The organism is Gemmata palustris (genome assembly GCF_017939745.1).
Lineage (GTDB): Bacteria > Planctomycetota > Planctomycetia > Gemmatales > Gemmataceae > Gemmata > Gemmata palustris.
Map to the genome: position 1 here is coordinate 3,020,928 of NZ_JAGKQQ010000001.1, position 18,355 is coordinate 3,039,282.

The 18,355-nt window shown below is 64.5% G+C and carries 19 protein-coding genes; 13 read left to right on the top strand and 6 right to left on the bottom strand.

Annotation, left to right across the window (positions count from 1 at the left end):
• Positions 1-9 precede the first annotated feature (9 nt).
• The 3 genes from J8F10_RS12270 to J8F10_RS12280 all read right to left on the bottom strand — a co-directional run bounded on the left by J8F10_RS12270 (position 10) and on the right by J8F10_RS12280 (position 4,409).
• Entirely contained in the window at positions 10-3,261 is a 3,252-nt protein-coding gene (locus tag J8F10_RS12270; protein WP_210654095.1) for a S41 family peptidase, read from the bottom strand.
• 194 nt (positions 3,262-3,455) lie between these two features.
• The gene (locus J8F10_RS12275; RefSeq protein WP_210654096.1) at positions 3,456-3,971 is read right to left on the bottom strand and encodes a DUF4303 domain-containing protein; all 516 of its coding nucleotides are present in this window, start codon (positions 3,969-3,971) and stop codon (positions 3,456-3,458) included.
• Positions 3,972-3,986: 15 nt separating this feature from the next.
• Complete coding sequence (locus tag J8F10_RS12280; protein ID WP_210654097.1) at positions 3,987-4,409, bottom strand: secondary thiamine-phosphate synthase enzyme YjbQ; 423 nt, start codon at positions 4,407-4,409, stop codon at positions 3,987-3,989.
• Positions 4,410-4,762: 353 nt separating this feature from the next.
• Here J8F10_RS12280 and J8F10_RS12285 point away from each other — a divergent pair, with 353 nt between their 5' ends.
• From J8F10_RS12285 to J8F10_RS12335, 11 genes are all read left to right on the top strand, one after another.
• Positions 4,763-5,773, top strand: coding sequence for a DUF1559 domain-containing protein (locus tag J8F10_RS12285; RefSeq protein WP_210654098.1), 1,011 nt, complete (start codon positions 4,763-4,765; stop codon positions 5,771-5,773).
• 46 nt (positions 5,774-5,819) lie between these two features.
• Complete coding sequence (locus J8F10_RS12290; RefSeq protein ID WP_210654099.1) at positions 5,820-6,833, top strand: Kelch repeat-containing protein; 1,014 nt, start codon at positions 5,820-5,822, stop codon at positions 6,831-6,833.
• Positions 6,834-6,962: 129 nt separating this feature from the next.
• Positions 6,963-7,646 (top strand): DUF4198 domain-containing protein, encoded by a 684-nt coding sequence (locus J8F10_RS12295; protein WP_210654100.1) that lies wholly within the window; start codon positions 6,963-6,965, stop codon positions 7,644-7,646.
• Between the two features lie 15 nt (positions 7,647-7,661).
• Positions 7,662-7,880: a hypothetical protein gene (locus J8F10_RS12300; protein ID WP_210654101.1), complete on the top strand. Its 219-nt coding sequence runs from the start codon at positions 7,662-7,664 to the stop codon at positions 7,878-7,880.
• Positions 7,877-8,638 (top strand): tetratricopeptide repeat protein, encoded by a 762-nt coding sequence (locus tag J8F10_RS12305; RefSeq protein ID WP_210654102.1) that lies wholly within the window; start codon positions 7,877-7,879, stop codon positions 8,636-8,638. The genes J8F10_RS12300 and J8F10_RS12305 overlap by 4 nt, the downstream gene beginning before the upstream one ends.
• Positions 8,639-8,690: 52 nt before the next feature.
• The gene (gene rpsR / locus J8F10_RS12310; RefSeq protein WP_210654103.1) at positions 8,691-8,957 is read left to right on the top strand and encodes a 30S ribosomal protein S18; all 267 of its coding nucleotides are present in this window, start codon (positions 8,691-8,693) and stop codon (positions 8,955-8,957) included.
• A gap of 39 nt (positions 8,958-8,996) precedes the next feature.
• Positions 8,997-9,605 carry a 30S ribosomal protein S4 gene (gene rpsD, locus J8F10_RS12315; protein ID WP_210654104.1) on the top strand — a complete coding sequence of 203 codons (609 nt, stop codon included), beginning with the start codon at positions 8,997-8,999 and terminating at the stop codon, positions 9,603-9,605.
• Between the two features lie 162 nt (positions 9,606-9,767).
• A complete protein-coding gene (locus tag J8F10_RS12320) occupies positions 9,768-10,220 on the top strand; it encodes a hypothetical protein (protein ID WP_246523214.1) in 453 nt (150 codons plus the stop codon).
• A gap of 1,081 nt (positions 10,221-11,301) precedes the next feature.
• Positions 11,302-12,756 (top strand): KamA family radical SAM protein, encoded by a 1,455-nt coding sequence (locus tag J8F10_RS12325; protein ID WP_210654105.1) that lies wholly within the window; start codon positions 11,302-11,304, stop codon positions 12,754-12,756.
• An 88-nt stretch (positions 12,757-12,844) separates the two neighbouring features.
• Positions 12,845-13,084, top strand: a complete 240-nt coding sequence (locus tag J8F10_RS12330; protein WP_210654106.1) for a hypothetical protein — start codon at positions 12,845-12,847, stop codon at positions 13,082-13,084.
• Between the two features lie 67 nt (positions 13,085-13,151).
• Positions 13,152-14,174 carry a D-alanine--D-alanine ligase family protein gene (locus J8F10_RS12335; protein WP_246523216.1) on the top strand — a complete coding sequence of 341 codons (1,023 nt, stop codon included), beginning with the start codon at positions 13,152-13,154 and terminating at the stop codon, positions 14,172-14,174.
• On the opposite strand, the gene J8F10_RS40785 is transcribed toward J8F10_RS12335, so the two are convergent.
• Both J8F10_RS40785 and J8F10_RS12345 read right to left on the bottom strand, forming a co-directional pair.
• Positions 14,166-14,504 (bottom strand): type II toxin-antitoxin system RelE/ParE family toxin, encoded by a 339-nt coding sequence (locus J8F10_RS40785; RefSeq protein WP_390891106.1) that lies wholly within the window; start codon positions 14,502-14,504, stop codon positions 14,166-14,168. The two genes, J8F10_RS12335 and J8F10_RS40785, sit on opposite strands and share 9 nt — an antisense overlap.
• A complete protein-coding gene (locus J8F10_RS12345; protein WP_210654108.1) occupies positions 14,453-14,692 on the bottom strand; it encodes an addiction module protein in 240 nt (79 codons plus the stop codon). Before J8F10_RS12345 ends, J8F10_RS40785 begins: the two co-directional genes overlap by 52 nt.
• A gap of 254 nt (positions 14,693-14,946) precedes the next feature.
• Here J8F10_RS12345 and J8F10_RS12350 point away from each other — a divergent pair, with 254 nt between their 5' ends.
• Together J8F10_RS12350 and J8F10_RS12355 are read left to right on the top strand one after the other, a co-directional pair.
• Positions 14,947-15,579 (top strand): hypothetical protein, encoded by a 633-nt coding sequence (locus J8F10_RS12350; protein ID WP_210654109.1) that lies wholly within the window; start codon positions 14,947-14,949, stop codon positions 15,577-15,579.
• A 169-nt stretch (positions 15,580-15,748) separates the two neighbouring features.
• Positions 15,749-16,816 carry a D-alanine--D-alanine ligase family protein gene (locus J8F10_RS12355; RefSeq protein WP_210654110.1) on the top strand — a complete coding sequence of 356 codons (1,068 nt, stop codon included), beginning with the start codon at positions 15,749-15,751 and terminating at the stop codon, positions 16,814-16,816.
• A gap of 424 nt (positions 16,817-17,240) precedes the next feature.
• Here J8F10_RS12355 and J8F10_RS12360 read toward each other — a convergent pair whose 3' ends face one another.
• Complete coding sequence (locus J8F10_RS12360; protein WP_210654111.1) at positions 17,241-18,332, bottom strand: hypothetical protein; 1,092 nt, start codon at positions 18,330-18,332, stop codon at positions 17,241-17,243.
• Positions 18,333-18,355 lie beyond the last annotated feature (23 nt).

Consider the following 18,355-nt stretch of genomic DNA (forward strand, 5'->3'; position numbering starts at 1 on the left):
CGAACCACACTACCGCTTCGGGTACGGCGGCGTAGTGATCGCCTTCGGCGGGTTCTTCTTCAGTTCCGCCAGCAGCACTTCGATGCCCTTGTTCAACTGCTGGTCGTCGCCCGCGAACTCCTTCGCCGGGTCGTTGTCCACCATGATGTCGGGCGACACACCGACGTTCTCCATGATCCACTCCTTGCCGCCCAAATCGTAACGCGAGAACTCGGGCTTGCTCAGCGATCCGCCGTCGAGGAGCGGCAGAGCCCCGCGGATGCCGACCACCCCGCCCCAACTCCGCTTGCCGATGAGCGGCCCGAGTTTGTAGTGCCGGAACCGGTACGAGAAGATGTCGCCGTCCGACGCGGAGAACTCGTTCAGCAGGCACGTCATCGGTCCGACGAACGTGCCGTTCGGGTCGATGGTTGGTTCCGCGTTGCGGGCGATGCCGATCATCGCCGGTTCGCGCCGCAAGCGCTCGATCAGCATCGGCGACACGTTCCCGCCGCCGTTCCCGCGCACGTCAATAATGAGCGCCTGCTTCTTGAGCTGCGGGTAGTAGTGTTTGGCGAACTCGTTGAGGCCGGTTTGCTGCATGTCGGGCACGTGAATGTACCCCACCTTGCCCTCGGTCGCGTCGGACACCTTCTTGATGTTCCCCTGCACCCAGGCGTAGTAGTACAGGTCGGCTTCGTCCGCCGTGGGGGTCACGACCACGCGCCGCGCGCCGTCCGCCGCCGGTTTCGTGTTCACCGAGAGCACCACCGGCTTGCCCGCAGTGTTCACGAGCAGTTCGTTGATGTTCTTCACCTCGCTCGTCGCCCGGCCGTTGACGGCAACGATCCACTCCTTCGCGCTCACGTTCACGCCCACTTCCGTGAGCGGCGACCGGCGCTTGGTGACCCAGTTCTCGCCCGGCAAAACGCGCGTGATCTGGAAGAACCCGGTGTCCGCGTCGCGCTTGAATTCCGCGCCGAGCAAGCCCTGTTGAATCTTCCGCACCTCGGGCAGTTCGCCGCCGCCGATGTAAGCGTGCCCGGCGTTCAGCTCACTAATCATCTCGCCGATGATGTACGTGAGGTCCGCGCGGTGGCCGACGTGTTCGACCAGCGGTTCGTACTTCTTCCGCACCGCGACCCAATCGACGCCGTGCAGCCCCGGATCGTAGAAGAAGTCGCGCATCTGCCGCCAGCACTCGTGGAACATCTGCTTCCACTCCGCCCGGCGATCGAGCGTCACTTCCAACCCGGAGAGGTTCAGGGCATCGCCAATGGCGACCGGTCCCTTCGGCAAGTCGATGATGCCGTACTTGCCGTCCTTCTGAACGAGCATCTTCTTGCCGTCGGCCGAGATCTCGTACCCACCCACGGTTCCGAGGTTGCTCTCCTTCTTCGAGGCGAGATCGAACACGAGGAACGCGGACGGTTCGCGGACCGAACTGCGCTGGTAGTACAGCGACGTGCCGGCGGCCTTCAGGTTGGAGTAGTTCCCTGCGGGGCCGGGGATCGCGACGATGCGCCCCGCGAGGCCGTCCAGATCGACCTTCACCTCCGGCGGGCCGTCCTTCTTCTCGTCCTTTTTGTCCTTCTCGTCTTTCTTCTTCGGTTCGGCATCGTCGTCGAGCTTCGGGCGCAGCGGGTTCGGCGTCGCCTTCGCGAGCGTCACGAAGTAGATGCGTGACATATCGCGATACGAGTGGTTCCATTCCGTCTGGCTGTAAACCGGGTTGAAGTCGCGCGCGGATACGAAGAACAGGTACTTGCCGTCCGCACTGAACGCGGGCGAGCCGGAGGAGTACCAGCCGTCGGTGACCGGCGTCGTTTTGCCCGATTCGAGCGAGTACAGGTGAACCTTGTTGAGCGTGTCGACTTCCTGGCTCCCGAACGCGACCCACTTCGAGTCCGGTGCCCACACGAAGTCGCGGATCTCCCATACCTTCGACTGGTTCACGAGCGTCACCTTCTTCGTTTCCACCTCCACGAACTGGAGCCGGAGCTTCTTGTCGCCCCACAGGATCTTCTTCGAGTCCGGCGACCAGAGCAGCTCGTACTTGTAGGTGTCCGCACCGCTCGTGACGGGCTTCGCGGGCGCGCTGCCGTCCGCCGGGCCGACGTGGATCTCGTCCTCGCCGGTCGCGTCAGAGATGAAGGCCACGCTCTTGCCGTCGGGCGACCAGATCGGGTTCCGCTCGTGTGCGCCGGGCGAGTGCGTGAGGTTGCGCGTGACGCCCTCCCCCGCCGGCACGGTGAAGATGTCACCGCGTGCGGCGAACATGGCGCGCTTGCCGTCGTTCGAGATCTCGAACGCGGTAACGCTCTTGCTCACATCGGTCAGCGCGCCGCGCGTGCCGAGCCGGTCTTCCTGGATCTGCACTGGTACCTTCGCGGTCTTCCCGGTCTTCACATCGAAGCGGCAAATGTACCCGCCGTTCTCGAAGACGATCGCGTCCTTGCTCGCGGACGGGAACTTGATGTCGAACTCCGTGAACTCGGTGTGCCGGTCGAGTTTCTTGGTGGCCGGGTCGATGGAGTACAGGTTGTACCGCATGTCCTTGCCGCGATCGGAAATGAAGTACACCTTGTCGCCGACGAACATCGGGATGATGTCCTGCGCCGGGTCGTCCGTGAGCTGCTCGGTCTTCTTCGTCTCGAAGTCGTACAGCCACACGTCGTCGGCCATGCCGCCGCGGTAGCGCTTCCAGGTGCGGAACTCGCGGAAGATGCGGTTGTAAACGAGCTTCTTCCCGTCGGCCGAGTAGCTCGCGAACCCGCCCCGCGGGAGCGGCAGTTCTTCGGCCAGTCCGCCCTCCGCGGGCACGGTATAGAGTTGACCGATGAAGTCGTTGAACGACCGCATCCGCGAGCGGAACAGGACGTTCTTCCCGTCCGGGGTCCAGCCCATCACGATGTTGTTCGGCCCCATGCGGTCGGACACTTCGTCGCGCCCGAGCGTCGCGGTGTAAGTGAGCCGCTTCGGTTCGCCGCCCGCCGCGGGGACGACGAACACTTCCGTGTTGCCGTCGTACTGCCCGGTGAACGCGACCTGCGTGCCGTCGGGCGAGAACCGCGGGAACATCTCGAACCCGGGGTGTGATGTAAGGCGCCGGGCGGTCCCGCCACTGGCAGGCACCGTGTAGAGGTCGCCCGCGTAGGTGAAGACGATCTGGTCGCCGTGAATGGCGGGGAACCGGAGCAGCCGGGCCTCTTCGGGCGCGGCACTGACGGGACCAACGCCGACCGCGAGTGCGATCAGCGAGAAGAGCGCGTAGCGAAGCATGGTGCCCTCGTGGGACGAATTAGGTCGGTGAGCGAATTGTCGGAGAACACGCGCACTCGTCAACCCGGGCCGCTGGGAGTTGTGGCTAACCACGTATCCGCAACAGGTGGTGAAGGCGGAGCCCTTCGACGACGGCGGTCACAACCCAGAAAACTTGCTCGGTCTTCACGTTACTGTTCGCGCCGTTCTTCGTTTCACTGCAAGAGGCGGTCGAGACTTTTCTTCTTTTCAAGTACGCTCTCTTGAAGGGCGAGTGGACCGAGAACCGTAACGCCCTTCACACCGGGGATACCCGAAAACGTCCTTTCTTGAACCAGCCTTTTCAGCACCTTGAAACAGATATCTTCGAGTATCTCTTGTTTGGCTTCGTTTTCAGTTTGAGACAATGGTTCTCGATGCTCCTTCCAGGCGTCCTCGAATTCGCTTTGCTCGGTAGAAGACGACGAAAAAAGACCCGCAGGATACTTCCAGTTACCTACGTCCCATCTGAAGAATTCCGAGTCGGTGGCGCCAAACCGGGCCTCGTATTCAAGGAAGTTGCTCAGGTGGTATTGTTCCGTGTTTGCCACAAGCAAAACCGTCCCGTCGTAGCCGTCACAGAAGAACCCGAACCCATAAACGTTGTCTTGTTCGACCCCATTGAGGAACTGAGCGATCTGTTTCTTGGAGATGCAATACAGCCGGTCCTCTGCGGCAACCCGATCGAACATGGCTATCTCCTCGGCTTACTCCCCGATGATCTTCACCAGCAAGCGCTTCGGGCGGCTGCCGTCGAACTCGCCGTAGAAGATTTGCTCCCACGGACCGAAGTCGAGTTTGCCCTTCGTGATGGCGACCACCACCTCCCGACCCATGATCTGCCGTTTCAGGTGGGCGTCGGCATTATCCTCGCCGGTGCGGTTGTGGTGGTAGTGGTTCGGGTCCGGGTTGAAGGGCGCCAGTTCTTCCAGCCACACGCCGAAGTCGCGGTGCAGCCCGCGTTCATCGTCGTTGATGAACACGCTGGACGTGATGTGCATCGAGTTGCAGAGCACCAGCCCCTCTTTCACCCCACTTTTGCGAATGGCCTCCTCGACCTGCGGCGTGATGTTCACGAAGGCCATCTTCGAGGGAATGTTGAGCGTCAGGTACTCGGTGTGAGACTTCATGGTGCCTCCTCCGCGCAGCGCGGGCTTCACGTTCGTGCCCGCCAGCCCGCGATGGCGTTGTACAACCGCGCCCGTCCCGAAGGCAGGCAAATCAGCTCGCCAGAGGCAGCAGCATCGAAATGAGACGTGATCTCTCCTGATCCAAACCTGCTGCGGCAAAATCGAAAATTGCTCCGTTGACATCTCGTCCTAACCAAGTACCATTTCCAATGCCTTGATGAGATTAGTTCTCAACAAGAGCATTTCAAGCGAGTCGCTCAGCCTCCGCAGGCTATCCGGTTCCATCGAGAACCGACCCACGTCCAGCGACGCGTCTCGCGGCCATCCCACTCACTCGAGGAGGGTGCCGCGCTATGCGCCGCCCACACGCAACCCTGTTCCCCCGGGCTCAATCCACCACCCGCGTGCGTTCCCGCACCGGAGCACACGGGCGTAGCGCCTTCACGCTCATTGAATTGCTGGTCGTCATCGCGATCATCGCGATCCTGATCGGGCTCCTGTTGCCGGCAGTGCAAAAGGTGCGCGCGGCCGCGGCGCGCATCAAGTGTGCGAACAACATGAAGCAGATCGGGCTCGCGATGCACGGCTACCACGACGCGAACAACCAGTTCCCCTACGCGGTGTCGTACTACCAGCCCCGTGAGGAGACCGCGAGCTACGTCACCGGGTGGATTCTGATCCTGCCGTACCTGGAGCAGGACGCGGTCGCCAAGAAGTGGAACCAGAAGCTCCCGCGCAACAGCACCGACGATTCGGACGGCGACGGCTTCACCAACGCGATGCTGCAACAGATGGCGATCCCGACCTTTACCTGCCCGTCGATGGCCCCTCCGAGCGGCACCTCGGGTGGTTCACTCGGGAGCGGTACCGAGAACCGCGCCCCGTCCAGCTACGTGTTCTCCGCGGGCACCCCGACCTGCTACGAATCGACCTACGGGTCATACGCGGCGCTCGCAAGCGACGGCGTTATCGTGCCGATCCGGAACAGAAAATACTCTGTGGACCCCTCCCAGCGTGACCAATGGGGGAACTCCCAAACCACGCTCACCACGATCAGCGACGGTACCTCGAACACGTTCCTGGCCGGGGAGTGCGATTTCAAGCCGGCCGGCGTCCCATCAACCTACGGCCCGGTGTGGGCTTATGGGTACCTCTACAACTGGACCGGTACGATGGGCGGGATCAACAAGCACGACGGGGTTTATGCCGGCGCCAATTACGGCACGTTCCGTAGCGAACACGGCAGCGGTGCCCACTTCGTTCTGGCCGACGGGTCAGTGCAGTTCATCCGTGACTCGATCGACCCGATCACGTTCGCCGCGCTCGGCACCCGTAACGGCGGCGAGGTCGTAACGCTCCCCTAACGTACCCGCGGACTCACCCCTTACATCCATCCAGGACACGTAAAAGATGCGCAGTCGAATCGCTTTCCTCGCAGTTATGGCTCTGGCCGCGCCTTCGGGAGCCGCGGAGCCGGCGAAGGCGCCCGGGGTGCCGTCGCTCCCGAAGGCCGTCGCCAGCTTCGGCGCGGCCGCGTGCGACGGCTACCTGTACGTCTACGGCGGGCACGCCGGGAAGACCCACAGCTACGACACCGAATCCGTTCTCGGTACGTTCCACCGCGTGAAGCTCGACGGCGGCACCACGTGGGAAGAGTTGCCTGGCGGCCCCCGGGCGCAGGGGTTGAACCTCGTGGCCCACGGCGGGAAGGTGTACCGCGTCGGCGGGATGCAGCCGAAGAACAAGCCCGGCGACCCGTCCGACAACCACTCGCTCGCAGACTGTGCGCGGTTCGACCCGAAGAGCGGCAAGTGGGAAGACCTGCCCGCGCTGCCGGCCGGTCGGTCGTCGCACGACGTCGCCGTTGCGGGCGACAAGTTGGTAGTCGTGGGCGGTTGGCAAATGAAGGGCAAGGGCGAGAAGTCCGTTTGGCACACCACGGCCCTGATCCTCGACCTGACCGCGAAGGAACTGAAGTGGGAATCGGTCGCGCAGCCGTTCCAGCGCCGCGCCCTCACCGCCACCGCGGTCGGTGCGAAGGTGTTCGTGCTGGGCGGGTTGGGCGCGGACGGCAAGCCGACCGACGTCTTCGACGCGGAAACCAAGACGTGGTCCACCGCCCCGGCGCTGCCCGCCGAGGGCAAGAAGGCGATGGCGTTCTCCCCGTCGGCCGCGACGGTCAACGGGCGCGTGATCGTGAACACGGTCGCGGGTCCGGTGTACCGGCTCACCGAGAAGGGCGATTCGTGGGAGAAGGTCGGCGCGGCCGAAACCCCGCGGATGGTGGCCCGGATGGTTCCCTTCGGCCCCACCTCGGTGGCCCTGATCGGCGGCGCGTCCCCGGACGAGGGGAACGTGGCGGCCATCGAGATCGTGAAGCTCGCCGAGAAGGGCACGCCGGTCGCCGCGCCCGCCAAGCCGTAACGCGCAAAAAAATCGAACGCCGCGCTCCGCGGTCCCAAAAATTCCGGCGGCTCGCCGCCGGATAGGTCGGGCGGGTAGACCGTCTACCCGCCCGACCCGCGCTCTCCTTTTTTACCCGAGGTCATGCCAATGTTCCGCACCACCGGCGCGGCGGTCTTCTTTGCCGCCGCCGCTCTGACCGCGCACGCGCACTTCGTGTTCGTCGTGCCCGACCCGAAAGACCCGACAATGGCTGTTGTCGTGTTCAGCGACGACCTCGACACCGACGAGAACGTCGGCACCGAAAAGTTGGCGACCCTCAAGCTCACGTCCCGCGACGGCGCGGGCGCTGAAGCGCCCGTCGCGCACACGGCGAACAAGCACGACCTGAGCGCGAAGGTTCCCGGCACCGGGCCGCGCGTTGTGTTCGGCACGCTCACCTACGGCGTGATGCAAAAGGGCGACGCGAAGCCGTACCTGCTCGCGTACCACCCGAAGGCCGTGATCGGAACCGTGGCCGCCGACAAGCTCGTTCTTGGCGAAAAGGTGCTGCCGGTCGAACTCGTCCCGGTCGCGGCGGGGGCGGACGTGAAGTTCAAGTTCCTCTCCGCGGGCAAGCCGGTCGCCGGCGCCGAAGTCACCGTCATCAAGCCGGACGGCGGAAAGGACAAGGCGAAGACCGATAAGGACGGCCTGACGCAAGCGTACCCGGCAAAGGGCCGGTACGGTGCGTGGGCCAAGGATTCGGTCGCCAAGCCCGGCGAACTCGGGGGCAAGAAGTTCGACGAGGCCCGGCACTACGCGACCCTGGTCACGGAGTTCCCGAGCAAGTAACGGGGAGGGCGCACCGTGACCGCGACGGACCTGGTCCGCGACGACAACCCGCGGTGGCTGGCGGCACTCGCGGCCGCCGGACCGGTCGCCCTGGCCGCACTGTTCGTACTATCGCTCCCGATCGACACGAGCCGCGTACCCGCAGCGGTTCACCAGCACCGACCCGCGCCGGACGACCCGCCCCCGGCGCGCTGCGAAGAACTTCTGGAAACGACCGTTGCGAGGGACCCATGACTGCTGCCGACTGCTTGTACCGGGCCGCGACCGAAAAACTCGACGCGAACGACTTCACCGGCGCGATCGAACTCGCCCGCGCCGGCCTGCTGCGCGACGAGAACCACCCGGGGCTGCTCCAGGTGTACGGCCTGGCCGCGTACCACCTGGGCGACCCGGTCGACGCACTCGAGGGGCTGGAGGGGGCGAGCATGATCGCGCCGCTCGCGCCGGTCTCGCAGCTCGCACTGGCCGACTTGTATTTGTGCTCCGGGAAGCGCCAGAGCGCGGCAACCGGGCTGTTTTTCCTGGCCGAACCGGAGCGGTGCCCGACGCCGCTGCTGCCCGACCTGGCGCGGCTCCTGGGCAAACTCGGGGCGTACCGGTCGGCGTTCAAAGTGTGCCGCCGGCTCGCGCGGGCGCGGTCGTGGTACCACCCGGCCCACTACGGGATGGCCTACTATCTCGCTAAATTGAACAAGCCGATCGAAAAATGGCTGCCGCACCTGCGGGCCGCGGTCGAATTGGCCCCCGGCGCGGTCCCGTACCGCGTCGCCCTGGCCAACGCGCTCGGGAACGCGGGGCGCCCGGAGGAGGCGTGCGAAGTCGTGCGGGACGTGCCCGCGGCGGCGCTGAGTTGCCCGGCGTGCCTCAAACGGCTCCAGAGCGCCGCGGAGGAGGCCGGCGAGGTGCAACTGGCACTGCGGTTCCGCGACCGGCTCCGCGAAATCACGCGCCGCCGGTGCGACACGGCCGAGGGCGACTGTTTCGAGACGTGAGTTCATATACTAACCGACTCGTATTCCGAACCTTTATTCAAGGAGCACGCTCATGGCGCGCCCGAAGACGAACGCGAACGGCCTGAAAGTCGTGAAATCGAAGGGCAAACGGCAACTGGCATTCGCCCCGAAGGGGTACGAGCCGCGGCCCGCGTTCATCGACTACAAGGACGTGTCGGGGATCAAGCGGTTCATCAGCTCCCAGGGCAAGCTCATGTCGCGCAAGCGCACGGGGCTGTCCGCCGCGGCGCAGCGGGCGCTCGCAGTGGCGGTCAAGCGCGCGCGGTTCATGGGGCTGCTCCCCTACGTGGGCGAGTAACCGCGCACCTTCACTCCTACAAACTGAGGCGACGGACCGATGAGTCGATTCACGCGACCCAAGGGAAAGGTGAACCGGGCGCTGGGCGTGGTCGTATACGAGAAGCACGGCGCGGTCAAAGCGCTGGAGCGCCGCGAGTACCGCCCCGGCATGCACGGGCTGCGCAAGGGCAAGGTGTCCGAATACGGTCTCGCCATGCGCGAGAAAAAGAAGATCAAGCACTATTACGGGTTACACGAGCGGCAGCTCGCCCGGTTCTACCAGCTCGCGACCAAGTCGCCGGAGAACACGGGAACGGAGCTACTGGTGCTGTGCGAGCGCCGGCTCGACAACGTGGTGCGCCGGGCGGGGTTCGCCCGCACGCGCCCGGAATCGCGCCAGGGGATCAACCACGGGCACTTCCACGTTAACGGGCGCAAGGTGGACATCGCCAGTTACCTCGTGAAGCCCGGCGACGTGATCGCGGTCGCGCCGCGCCAGAACGTGCAGACCAAGTACCGCGAGCGCCTCACCGAGGGGCTCCACAACGCCGACTGGTTGACGAGCGACCCGGAGGCCCTGTCGTTCACCGTGATGCGGTTACCGACCGAGAGCGACGTGAGCCTGCCGGTCGAGATCCAGCGGGTGATCGAAGTTCTCAGCCGTTAGTTCTGTCCCACCCCCTGGCTTTGTTGAGCGGGTGCGCTTCATCGTTCGCGGCACGGGCCTCTGGCCCGCGAAAACGCTACACCAGCCTCTGGCCCGTGCCGCGAAATGAAGGACCGAAGCGCACCGTTTCAACACAGCACCATTTCCTGCGAGGTTCTGTTCATGCGATCGATGCTCGCGTTAGTTGTGGCCCTGTCGCTCGCGCCCGTGTCGCGCTCCGACGAAAAGGCCGCGCCCGCCAAGCAAGTGAACTGCCCGATCATGACCAAGGACGAGATCGGCGACGACGCCAAGACCGTCGAGTGGAAGGGCGTAAAGATCCAGTTGTGCTGCGACACGTGCCTGAAAAAGTTCAAGGCCGAACCGGAAGCGTACCTGCTGCCGGAACTGCTCCCGCAGTTGAAGGGCAAGGAACTGCCGAAGCGGAAGATCGAGCAGGTGTACTGCCCCGTGTACCGCGACAAGGTGGTCAACAGCAAGGACGAGTCCACGGAATACAAGGGCGTGAAGGTCTACTTCTGGAACGCCACCGCCAAGAAGAAGTTCGAGGCCGATCCGGAGAAGTTCGCGGACGCCGCGATCCTTCCCCAACTCAAGAACGCTCCCAAGAAGTAATCGGCCGGCGCTGATCGTCGCGGTGGCCCCGGGCCACTTCCGGGACCACCGCGAATCACCCGCCCCGAAAAATGCGCCTCACATCTCTCAAGCACGTTTCGTAAATCCCACGACTGTAGTTACTCGTCCGAGGTCCGCCTTCCGCCACTCATGTAGGGCGCTTGGTGCGGGACGGATCAAAACTTCCCCTTGAGTCATCAGGCACGTCCGGTTTCGGGCGCCCTGTAGCGAGCCGCGACCGCAGAGAGTGGTAGTGCCTCCCGCTCCCTTGCGGTCGCGGCTCGTCAAGCCCGCTACGACGATCCCGAAACGAGATTAGCTCTGGACCTCGCGCCGCGCCGAGTTCGCGATGCGCCTTGCCGCGCTCGCAACATTTCTCAACGGCCCACGCGACCCGGCGCGTCCGAGCAACCTGTTGCCGTAGCAGTCGTGACCTTATTCGCGCCCCGTGACCGGGATGTCGTCGGCCGTCCTGACATCGCTCGCTCTCACCGCGGCTCCGGACACCGCGGAGTCGCGCGAGGTACTGGAACACATCGAGATCGGGGCGTCCTTGATCCCATGTGACGGGGTGCCCTCGATTGGTCGGAGGCGAACCGGCGCAGGGCGCGGGAGCGGGCCATGAAGTTCGCGGGGCCGGAGCCGTCACCAACTCGTCGCACAAGAAACGCGCGTGGGTTCATTGGGTGGAGCCTCGATTCGGAGTCGCGCCTCCACCCAATGAACCCACGCGCGCACCATTCAGATGGGAACTCGGCGCGCGCTTTCTCTTGACCACGTTTTGCGGGCGTGCTATTCCGCGGTGTCAACCGCATTTGCTCGCGGGCGCGCCGGAAATGTGAGTCGGGTACCGGCTCGGGCGCGCGGAACCGTCCGGGGTGTAGTGATGGTGGCGCGAAAAAAGCGCGGAAACCGGGCAGTATCGGCGGGCGTGCAACTTGTTTTTCACAGTCCCCGCGTTACGATTCGTTCTTAAAGCGTTCTCGCTCCGGCGCACACCGCCGGTCGGACCGCACCCGTTGAGCCGGCCACCGCGTGGTGCCGGCCCGGGACTCGCGGACCCGTGGAGGTTAACCGGCGTATGTTCGAGTCCGACGCCCGACACCCGCTCGTCGAGCACGCGGTCCTCCCGACCGTGAGCGGGTTCGAGGACGAAGAGCCCCCGAGTCTCTCGCGGCGCCACCCGATGTGGAAAGACGTGAGCGCCGACCAGTGGGACGACTGGCGCTGGCAGACGCACAACTCGATCCGCTCGGTGCGCCAGCTGCGGAACCTGCTCCCGTTTTCCCCGGCCGAGCTCGAAGCGCTCGGGCGCTTGGAGGGCGAATACAAACTCGCCATCCCGCCGTACTACTTCTCGCTCATCGACCCGGAAGACCCGAACGACCCGATCCGGCTCCAGTCGGTGCCGTCGCCGCTCGAGGCGGAGAACCCGTCCGGGTACGAACTCGACGACCCGCTCGAAGAGGACAAGGACTCCCCGGTGCCCGGGCTCACGCACCGCTACCCGGACCGCGCGCTTCTGATTACCACCCCCAACTGCACCATGTACTGTCGGTACTGCACGCGCAAGCGCGCCACGCTCACGCGCGGCGGCTGGGAGGGCGTGAGTGCCGACGACGAGCGGATGATCCAGTACGTCCGCGAGCACCGCGAGATCCGCGACGTGGTCGTGTCCGGGGGCGACCCGCTCACGCTGCCCGTCGGCAAGCTCCGGTTCTACCTGGAAAACCTGAAGGCCATCAACCACGTCGACGTGATCCGCATCGGCACCCGCGTGCCCGTCACGCTCCCGCAACGGTTGTACGACCCGGAACTGATCGACCTGCTCGGCTCGACGGAAAAGGTCTACATCCAGACGCACTTCAACCACCCGCGCGAGGTCACGCCCGAAGCGATGCGCGTGTGCCGATCGCTGTTGCGCGCCGGGATGCCGATCAACAACCACTCGGTGCTCCTCAAGGGCGTCAACGACGACCTCGGCACCATGCGGTCGCTCCTGCGGAACCTGCTGAAGGCCAAGGTCCGGCCGTACTACCTCTTCCACTGCGACCCCGTGACCGGGGCCGGGCACTTCCGCACGAGCGTGTGGAAGGGGCTCGAGATCATGGAGGGGCTGCGCGGGCACATGTCCGGTATCGGCATCCCGACGTATGTGGTCGACAGTCCGCACGGCGGCGGGAAGATACCGATGATGCCGAACTATCTCGTCTCGATGTCCGACGACGCGGTGGTGCTGCGGAACTACGAGGGGCTGCTGATCCGCTACCAAGCGGAAGACAAGCCCGCCGTCAACGGCCAGCCGACGAACACCCGCGGGGTGAGCGGCTTGCTGCAGGGCGACAAGTCCGCGCTGATCCCGCACGACAACGAACGGATGGCCCGGCGGAAGCCGCGCGTCGTCCGCGACGGGTGCGGTGGCGAGGGTGATAGTGAGGGTGAAGCCAACACCGATGGCGGCTCGCTGCGCCCGATCATCCCGCTCCCGATGCTGAACAACAACAGCGGGAACGGTAACGCCGCGTCCAACGGCTAAACCGCTCGCCCTTTTCCGATGCAACCCCGGGCCGTAGCCTGGGGTTGTTCGTTCCGTTCACCCCTCTCCCGCTGCCCGAGGGAACGCGATGTCCGCCACACCACCGAGCGACCCGAAAGAAGCCGCCAAGAAGGAACTCACCAACGCGGTCGTCTGGACCGTCTTGGCCGCGGCGTTCGCCATCGGTGCGTTCGTGTACTCGAACAAGGTGGCAGCCGAGAAGAAGAACTTCTACCTGATCGCGGGTGCAATCGGCGCGATCTTGGCCGCGGTGAACGGATACAGCGCCCGGACCGTGTACAACAAATCGAAGGCGCTGTCGAAGTAGGTGGCGCGTCGCTTTGAGTGCGGCCCGTTCGCGGAGCGGGCGGGCCACACGGAACGGAGTGCTCGCCATGCGAATCGGAATCGCCTGTACCATCAAGCCGGACGGCCCGCTCCCGACCGGGGCGCCGGACGATCTGCACGAGGAGTTCGATTCGCCCGCAACCGTAGCGGCCATCGGCGACGTGTTCCGCGCCCTCGGCCACACGGTCACGGAACTCGGTGACGGCCGGCCCTTTCTCGAAGCCGTTCTGAAGAACCCGCCCGATCTGGTGTTCAATTTCGCGGAAGGCGCCGGCGTGAGCCGCTCGCGCGAGTCCCGCGTCCCGGCCGTGTGCGAGATGCTCGGCATCCCGTACACCGGCTCCGATCCGCTCGCGCTGGCGGTCGCGCTCGACAAAGACATGATGCGTCGCGTCGCGGAGTCGCTGGGCGTGACCGTCCCAAAGGGGATTACACTCGCGCCGGCGCCAGGCGAGTACGACGGCGATTTTGCCGAATTCCCGCCGATCCTCGAAGAAGCCGGACTCACGCTCCCCGTCATTGCGAAGCCGACCTGCGAGGGGTCGAGTAAGGGCATCCGCAACCGGTGCCTCATCAAGACGGCCGCGGAGTTCGGCCCCGTGATCGTCGGGTTGTGGAAGGACTACCAGCAACCGGTGCTGGTGGAGGAGTACATTGCCGGCGACGAGGTGACGATCGGCCTCGTGGGGAGTGACCCGCCGCAATCGATCGGCATCATGCACGTGATCCCGAAGAACGCGGCCGCGGACTTCGTGTACAGTTTGGAAGTGAAACGCAACTGGCACGACGCGGTCGATTACGTGGCGCCCGCGAAGCTCCCGCCCGACGTGACCCGAGCGATCGAGGCCGACGCGATGGCCGTTTACGCGGGGTTGGGGTGCCGCGACGTCGCCCGGCTGGACTTCCGCGTGCGCGACGGGGTGCCGTACTTCCTGGAAGTGAACCCGCTCCCCGGCCTGAACCCCGAGTCAGGCGACCTGTGCTACCTCGCGTACCGCATGGGGCTGACCTACCCGCAACTCATCGGCATGATCCTGGACGCCGCGGTGACGCGGTACGGGTTACGGTAACCGTCTGTGCCAGTAAGCGGGGCGCCTGCGGGTGTGCATCACCGCGAGCAGAAGAACGGTATCCGAATCGCGCTCGAAATAAATCAGCAGATAAGGAAACCGGGGCAAACGGTAGAAGCGAGTGCCGTGTTGGTGCGACGGGAACCGCGCCGGCTCCGCACCAATCGCGGCAATGCCGGTATCGAGTTTGGTAACGAACCGCGCCGCCAATCGCTGACTTGACCCGCGCCTATCTCCTTCGGACGTGCCGAGCCTCCTCGATTGCTCGTGGGTGGAGTTCAACTTCCGCCATCGGCATCGTCCAGGATCTGCTCGCGGGCCGCGGCCCACGGGACGGCCTTCACTTTACCGGTTTGTGTGTCTTCGATTCGTGTGCGTATTTCCTCGGCCCACTCCGATTCTGCTCCCGTGTCGGCCTCGGACTCGAGGCTGTCCAAAAGGCGCGCGGCCAACTCACCACGATCCGCTCGGGGCAGTTGAAGAAGAGCTTCGAGAATCGCATTCGCGGCTTGTGTCATGTACCACCTCACCGAGATACTACACCACCATCCGGGTTCCGTGCAACCTGCGAGACCAACCCGTGATCTCCACCCGCGACTTATCCGGGCTGCCAGACGTTGCCGCGCTCAATCGCCTTATGCAGGGTGTGAAGCTGAAGCGTGTTCTTGCGGGCGATCAACCCTGACGTCACGCTGAAGTCGCTTGCGGCCGATATCGATGAGGTCGGTAACCGGCGACGCGGGAAGAAGTGACATCCAACAAGGGGTTTCGGATGCACGCACCGGGTGGAAATCTGACTTTTGGCAACGAGTTCTTTTCTGCCGGGCAAATCGAGCGCCTCACGGAACTGATGGCGCGCCGGCGAAGCGCGCGGGATCACGGTGCGGCATTCTCGGCAGAGGAGCAGACCGAACTCAATGCGCTGATCGAAGCCGAGTTGGTTGCTGCAACCGCTCGTTCCGCCAAGTTGCTTCGCGACCGAGACGCTGTGTACGGGATTATTCACTCGGAGGGTGCGCCGCACGCGGTCCACCGAGTGAATAACAACCTTCAACCTTCGTGGGCAGAGACCGAGCGGCTGCTTCTCGAACTTCAGCACCGACCGGCTACACAGGTGTCGTTGGAAGCCGATTCCAATGCGTTCTTCGTCATCGAGTACGTTCAGGGACTCGGTTACTACATGAGCGGCTGCGCGCCGAGCGACCGGGATTACTTCAACTTGATCGAGTCGCGATTGGGAGACGAAGCGGTCGAAGGGCGCTTGGTACACGAGCAGTATTTCTTTGCTCGGTACGCTCTCGTGAGCCAAGACGTCGTTTTGCGGGCAGCAAAGAGGTTCTTTGAACACGGTGATCGCGATCCCGGTTGCGAATGGGTTCCAGAGCGGGATGTCACCTACGACTGAAGACCGACACGTCCGTAACCGGTTGTGCGGCTCGTGCGGTTTTTCGCCTGGTGCGCACCAGCCCGCGCAGCGAGATTCGCGGGAACATCTCCGCTGACCGCTTTAGCCCGGACGATAACGACGGCATTCCCGGTGCGCTGAGCCGGGCGCACGGGTCCGAGTTTCACCAATGACCGCGCCTTCCATACTCCTGCTCTACAACGAGCCGGTGCTCCCGGCCGATCACCCGGACGCCAACTCCGAACACGACATCCTCGACACCGTCAACGACACGTTCAAGGTGCTCAAGGCCGCCGGGTTCGAGACCACCAAACTCGGAATCAACTACGACCCGCAACCGCTCCTCGACGTTCTCAAGGAGAAGCGCCCCGACGCGGTGTTCAACCTGTTCGAGGGGATCGCCACCCAGACCGCAACGGAAGTATCCGCCGCGGCGCTGCTCGAGTGGCTGAACGTGCCGTTCACCGGGTGCCCGTCGCCCGCACTGGCACTCGGGCGCGACAAAATTCGGACCAAGCACATCCTCGCCGCGACCGGCATCCCGACCCCGGACTACGCGATCATTGACGCGCTGCCGGTCCCGCTCTGGTGCCACCCGTGGCCGGCGATCGTGAAGCCCGCGTACCAGGACGCGAGTATCGGCATTAATCAGGAGAGCGTGGTCACGTCCCAGAAGCAGCTCGAGGACCGCGTGGCGCACGTGCTGGCGACGTATGGCCCGCCGGTGCTCGTGGAGCGCTACGTGTCCGGGCGCGAGTTCCACGTGAACATGATCGAGGAACCGGGGGCCGCGCCGAACGCCCCGCCGCTCGTACTGCCGCTGGCGGAAATCGCGTTTCGGAACGATCAACCGGGGAAATGGGCCGTTTACACGTTTATCGCCAAGTGGGACGAGCACAGCGACGAGTACAAGTCCGCGCCGCTGCGGGCGCCGGTCGAGATCCCGGCCGCCGACTTCGCGCGGCTCGCGGTCATCGCCCAGCGCTCGTTCCGCGCGCTCCAGTGCCGCGACTACGCACGCATCGATGTGCGCATGGACGCGGACGGCAAGTTCTACGTTCTGGAAGTGAACCCGAACCCGTATCTGAACAGCCTCGCACTCGTAAACGGGCTGCTCGCCATCGGCCGGACTCAGGAAGAACTCCTGGTGAACCTCTCGCTGGCCGCGATCGCGCGCGGTGGGAAAGAGGTTTCGCGCGAGGCGATCCGCGTCCCGGTCGGCGTTATCACGGCGTGAACCGGGCGCTCGGCGTGGCCCCCGTGTGAATCACATCTCGTATCCCTTCACGGGAACCTATCGATTTCGCTCGCGCCGGATTCGGCCTTCCCCACCGCTCCCAAGTTTGCCAAACAGTCACCGCTCGTCCGGGGTGCGGGGCTTTACGAGCCGCGATCGGGGGAGACATGGTTTTACGAGCCGCGACCGCGAGGGAGCGGGAGGCATCAGTGGTTGCCGGTGATCGCGCCCGACATCGGCACGCCTCTGCACCGCTCCCTCGCGGTCGCGGCTCGTAAAACCATGTCTCTCCCGATCGCGGCTCGTAGAACCGCTGCAACTCGAAATGTCCCGGACTGGTAAAGTCCGCATCGTCGGGCCCCCTCGCGGTCGCGGTTCGTAAAACTGCGGCCGTGAGCCTAACGCCTCTTCACCCGATCTCGCATTACGTTCCCGGCAAACGCTGGTTGCGCACGGACATATCGCCGTCGGCGATCGGCTTCTGAACGCCGAACACCATCGCGAACAGCCAGCGGGCACGGATCGCCCAAATCGCCTGCTTCCGCATGTAGTTGAGCGAGTTGTAATCGTGAACGGATGCGGCGGGTAAGAAATCCATACTCGGCGGCATGTTCGTGACTTCAAACGCCATCTGATCTTGCTGTTTGTGCGAGAGCAGTTCGGTGATCTCCACCGTTGCCAGATCCACATACGGGTGCGTCGTTTCGTCCCACGGTTCGAGCGGGTTGCGGATCACGTCCGGGTCGTCCGGCTTCACTTCGTGAAATTGCACCTGCAGGATGTAGTGGACCGGCCCGGTCTTCACGTGCTCCGCCCACTCGTTTTTCAGGTAGTTCACGTCCCGCGTTTCGCCGGGCACCGCGCGCTGATCGGCGGCGATAGGAGCGAGGGCCGGGTCGTCGCGCACCTGGGCCACCCACGCCGGGTTCGGCGGCGGCTGTTCGGGGGCGCGGTCGCCGGGGATCAGCCGGAACCGGACGTACCGCGGTTTCCCGTCCTTCGCTTTCCACGCGAACGGGGTGTGGCTGTGGTAGTACATGGTGGTGAACGACACCGGCACCTTGATCTGGGCGTCGGCCGCCGACTTGCGCCCGTCGGCGTATTTGGTGTGGTACTTGACGTACTCGATGCCGGCGTGCTCGTTGCGGTCGAAGGCGAATTCGAGGAAACTCGCGGCGTTCCAGAAGAAGCAGTGCCGGCCCGTGTTCATCTGGATGTCGAGCGGGCTCTTGAACCGCGTGTCGGCGAATTTGAGGGTCGCGCTGCGCACGGGGCTCATCGCGTCGTCCATGTACCCCGAGCTCGCGTGGCGCAAGCGGACCGGGAACTCGCGGCCCGGCTCGAAGAACTCGGCTTCCGGGAACTGCGGGTTGGTGACGATCCGCAGCTTGCCGCGCCCGGCGATCCCGTTGTTGTGCGACATCCGCCGGCGCTGCGAGCCCGACCCGACGGCAATGAGGAGGATGAAGAACTTCCCCCAGAACCAGAGCTTGAACTTGTCCCAAGTCGCTCTCATCGACGGGCCTCTCGATTTGCTGC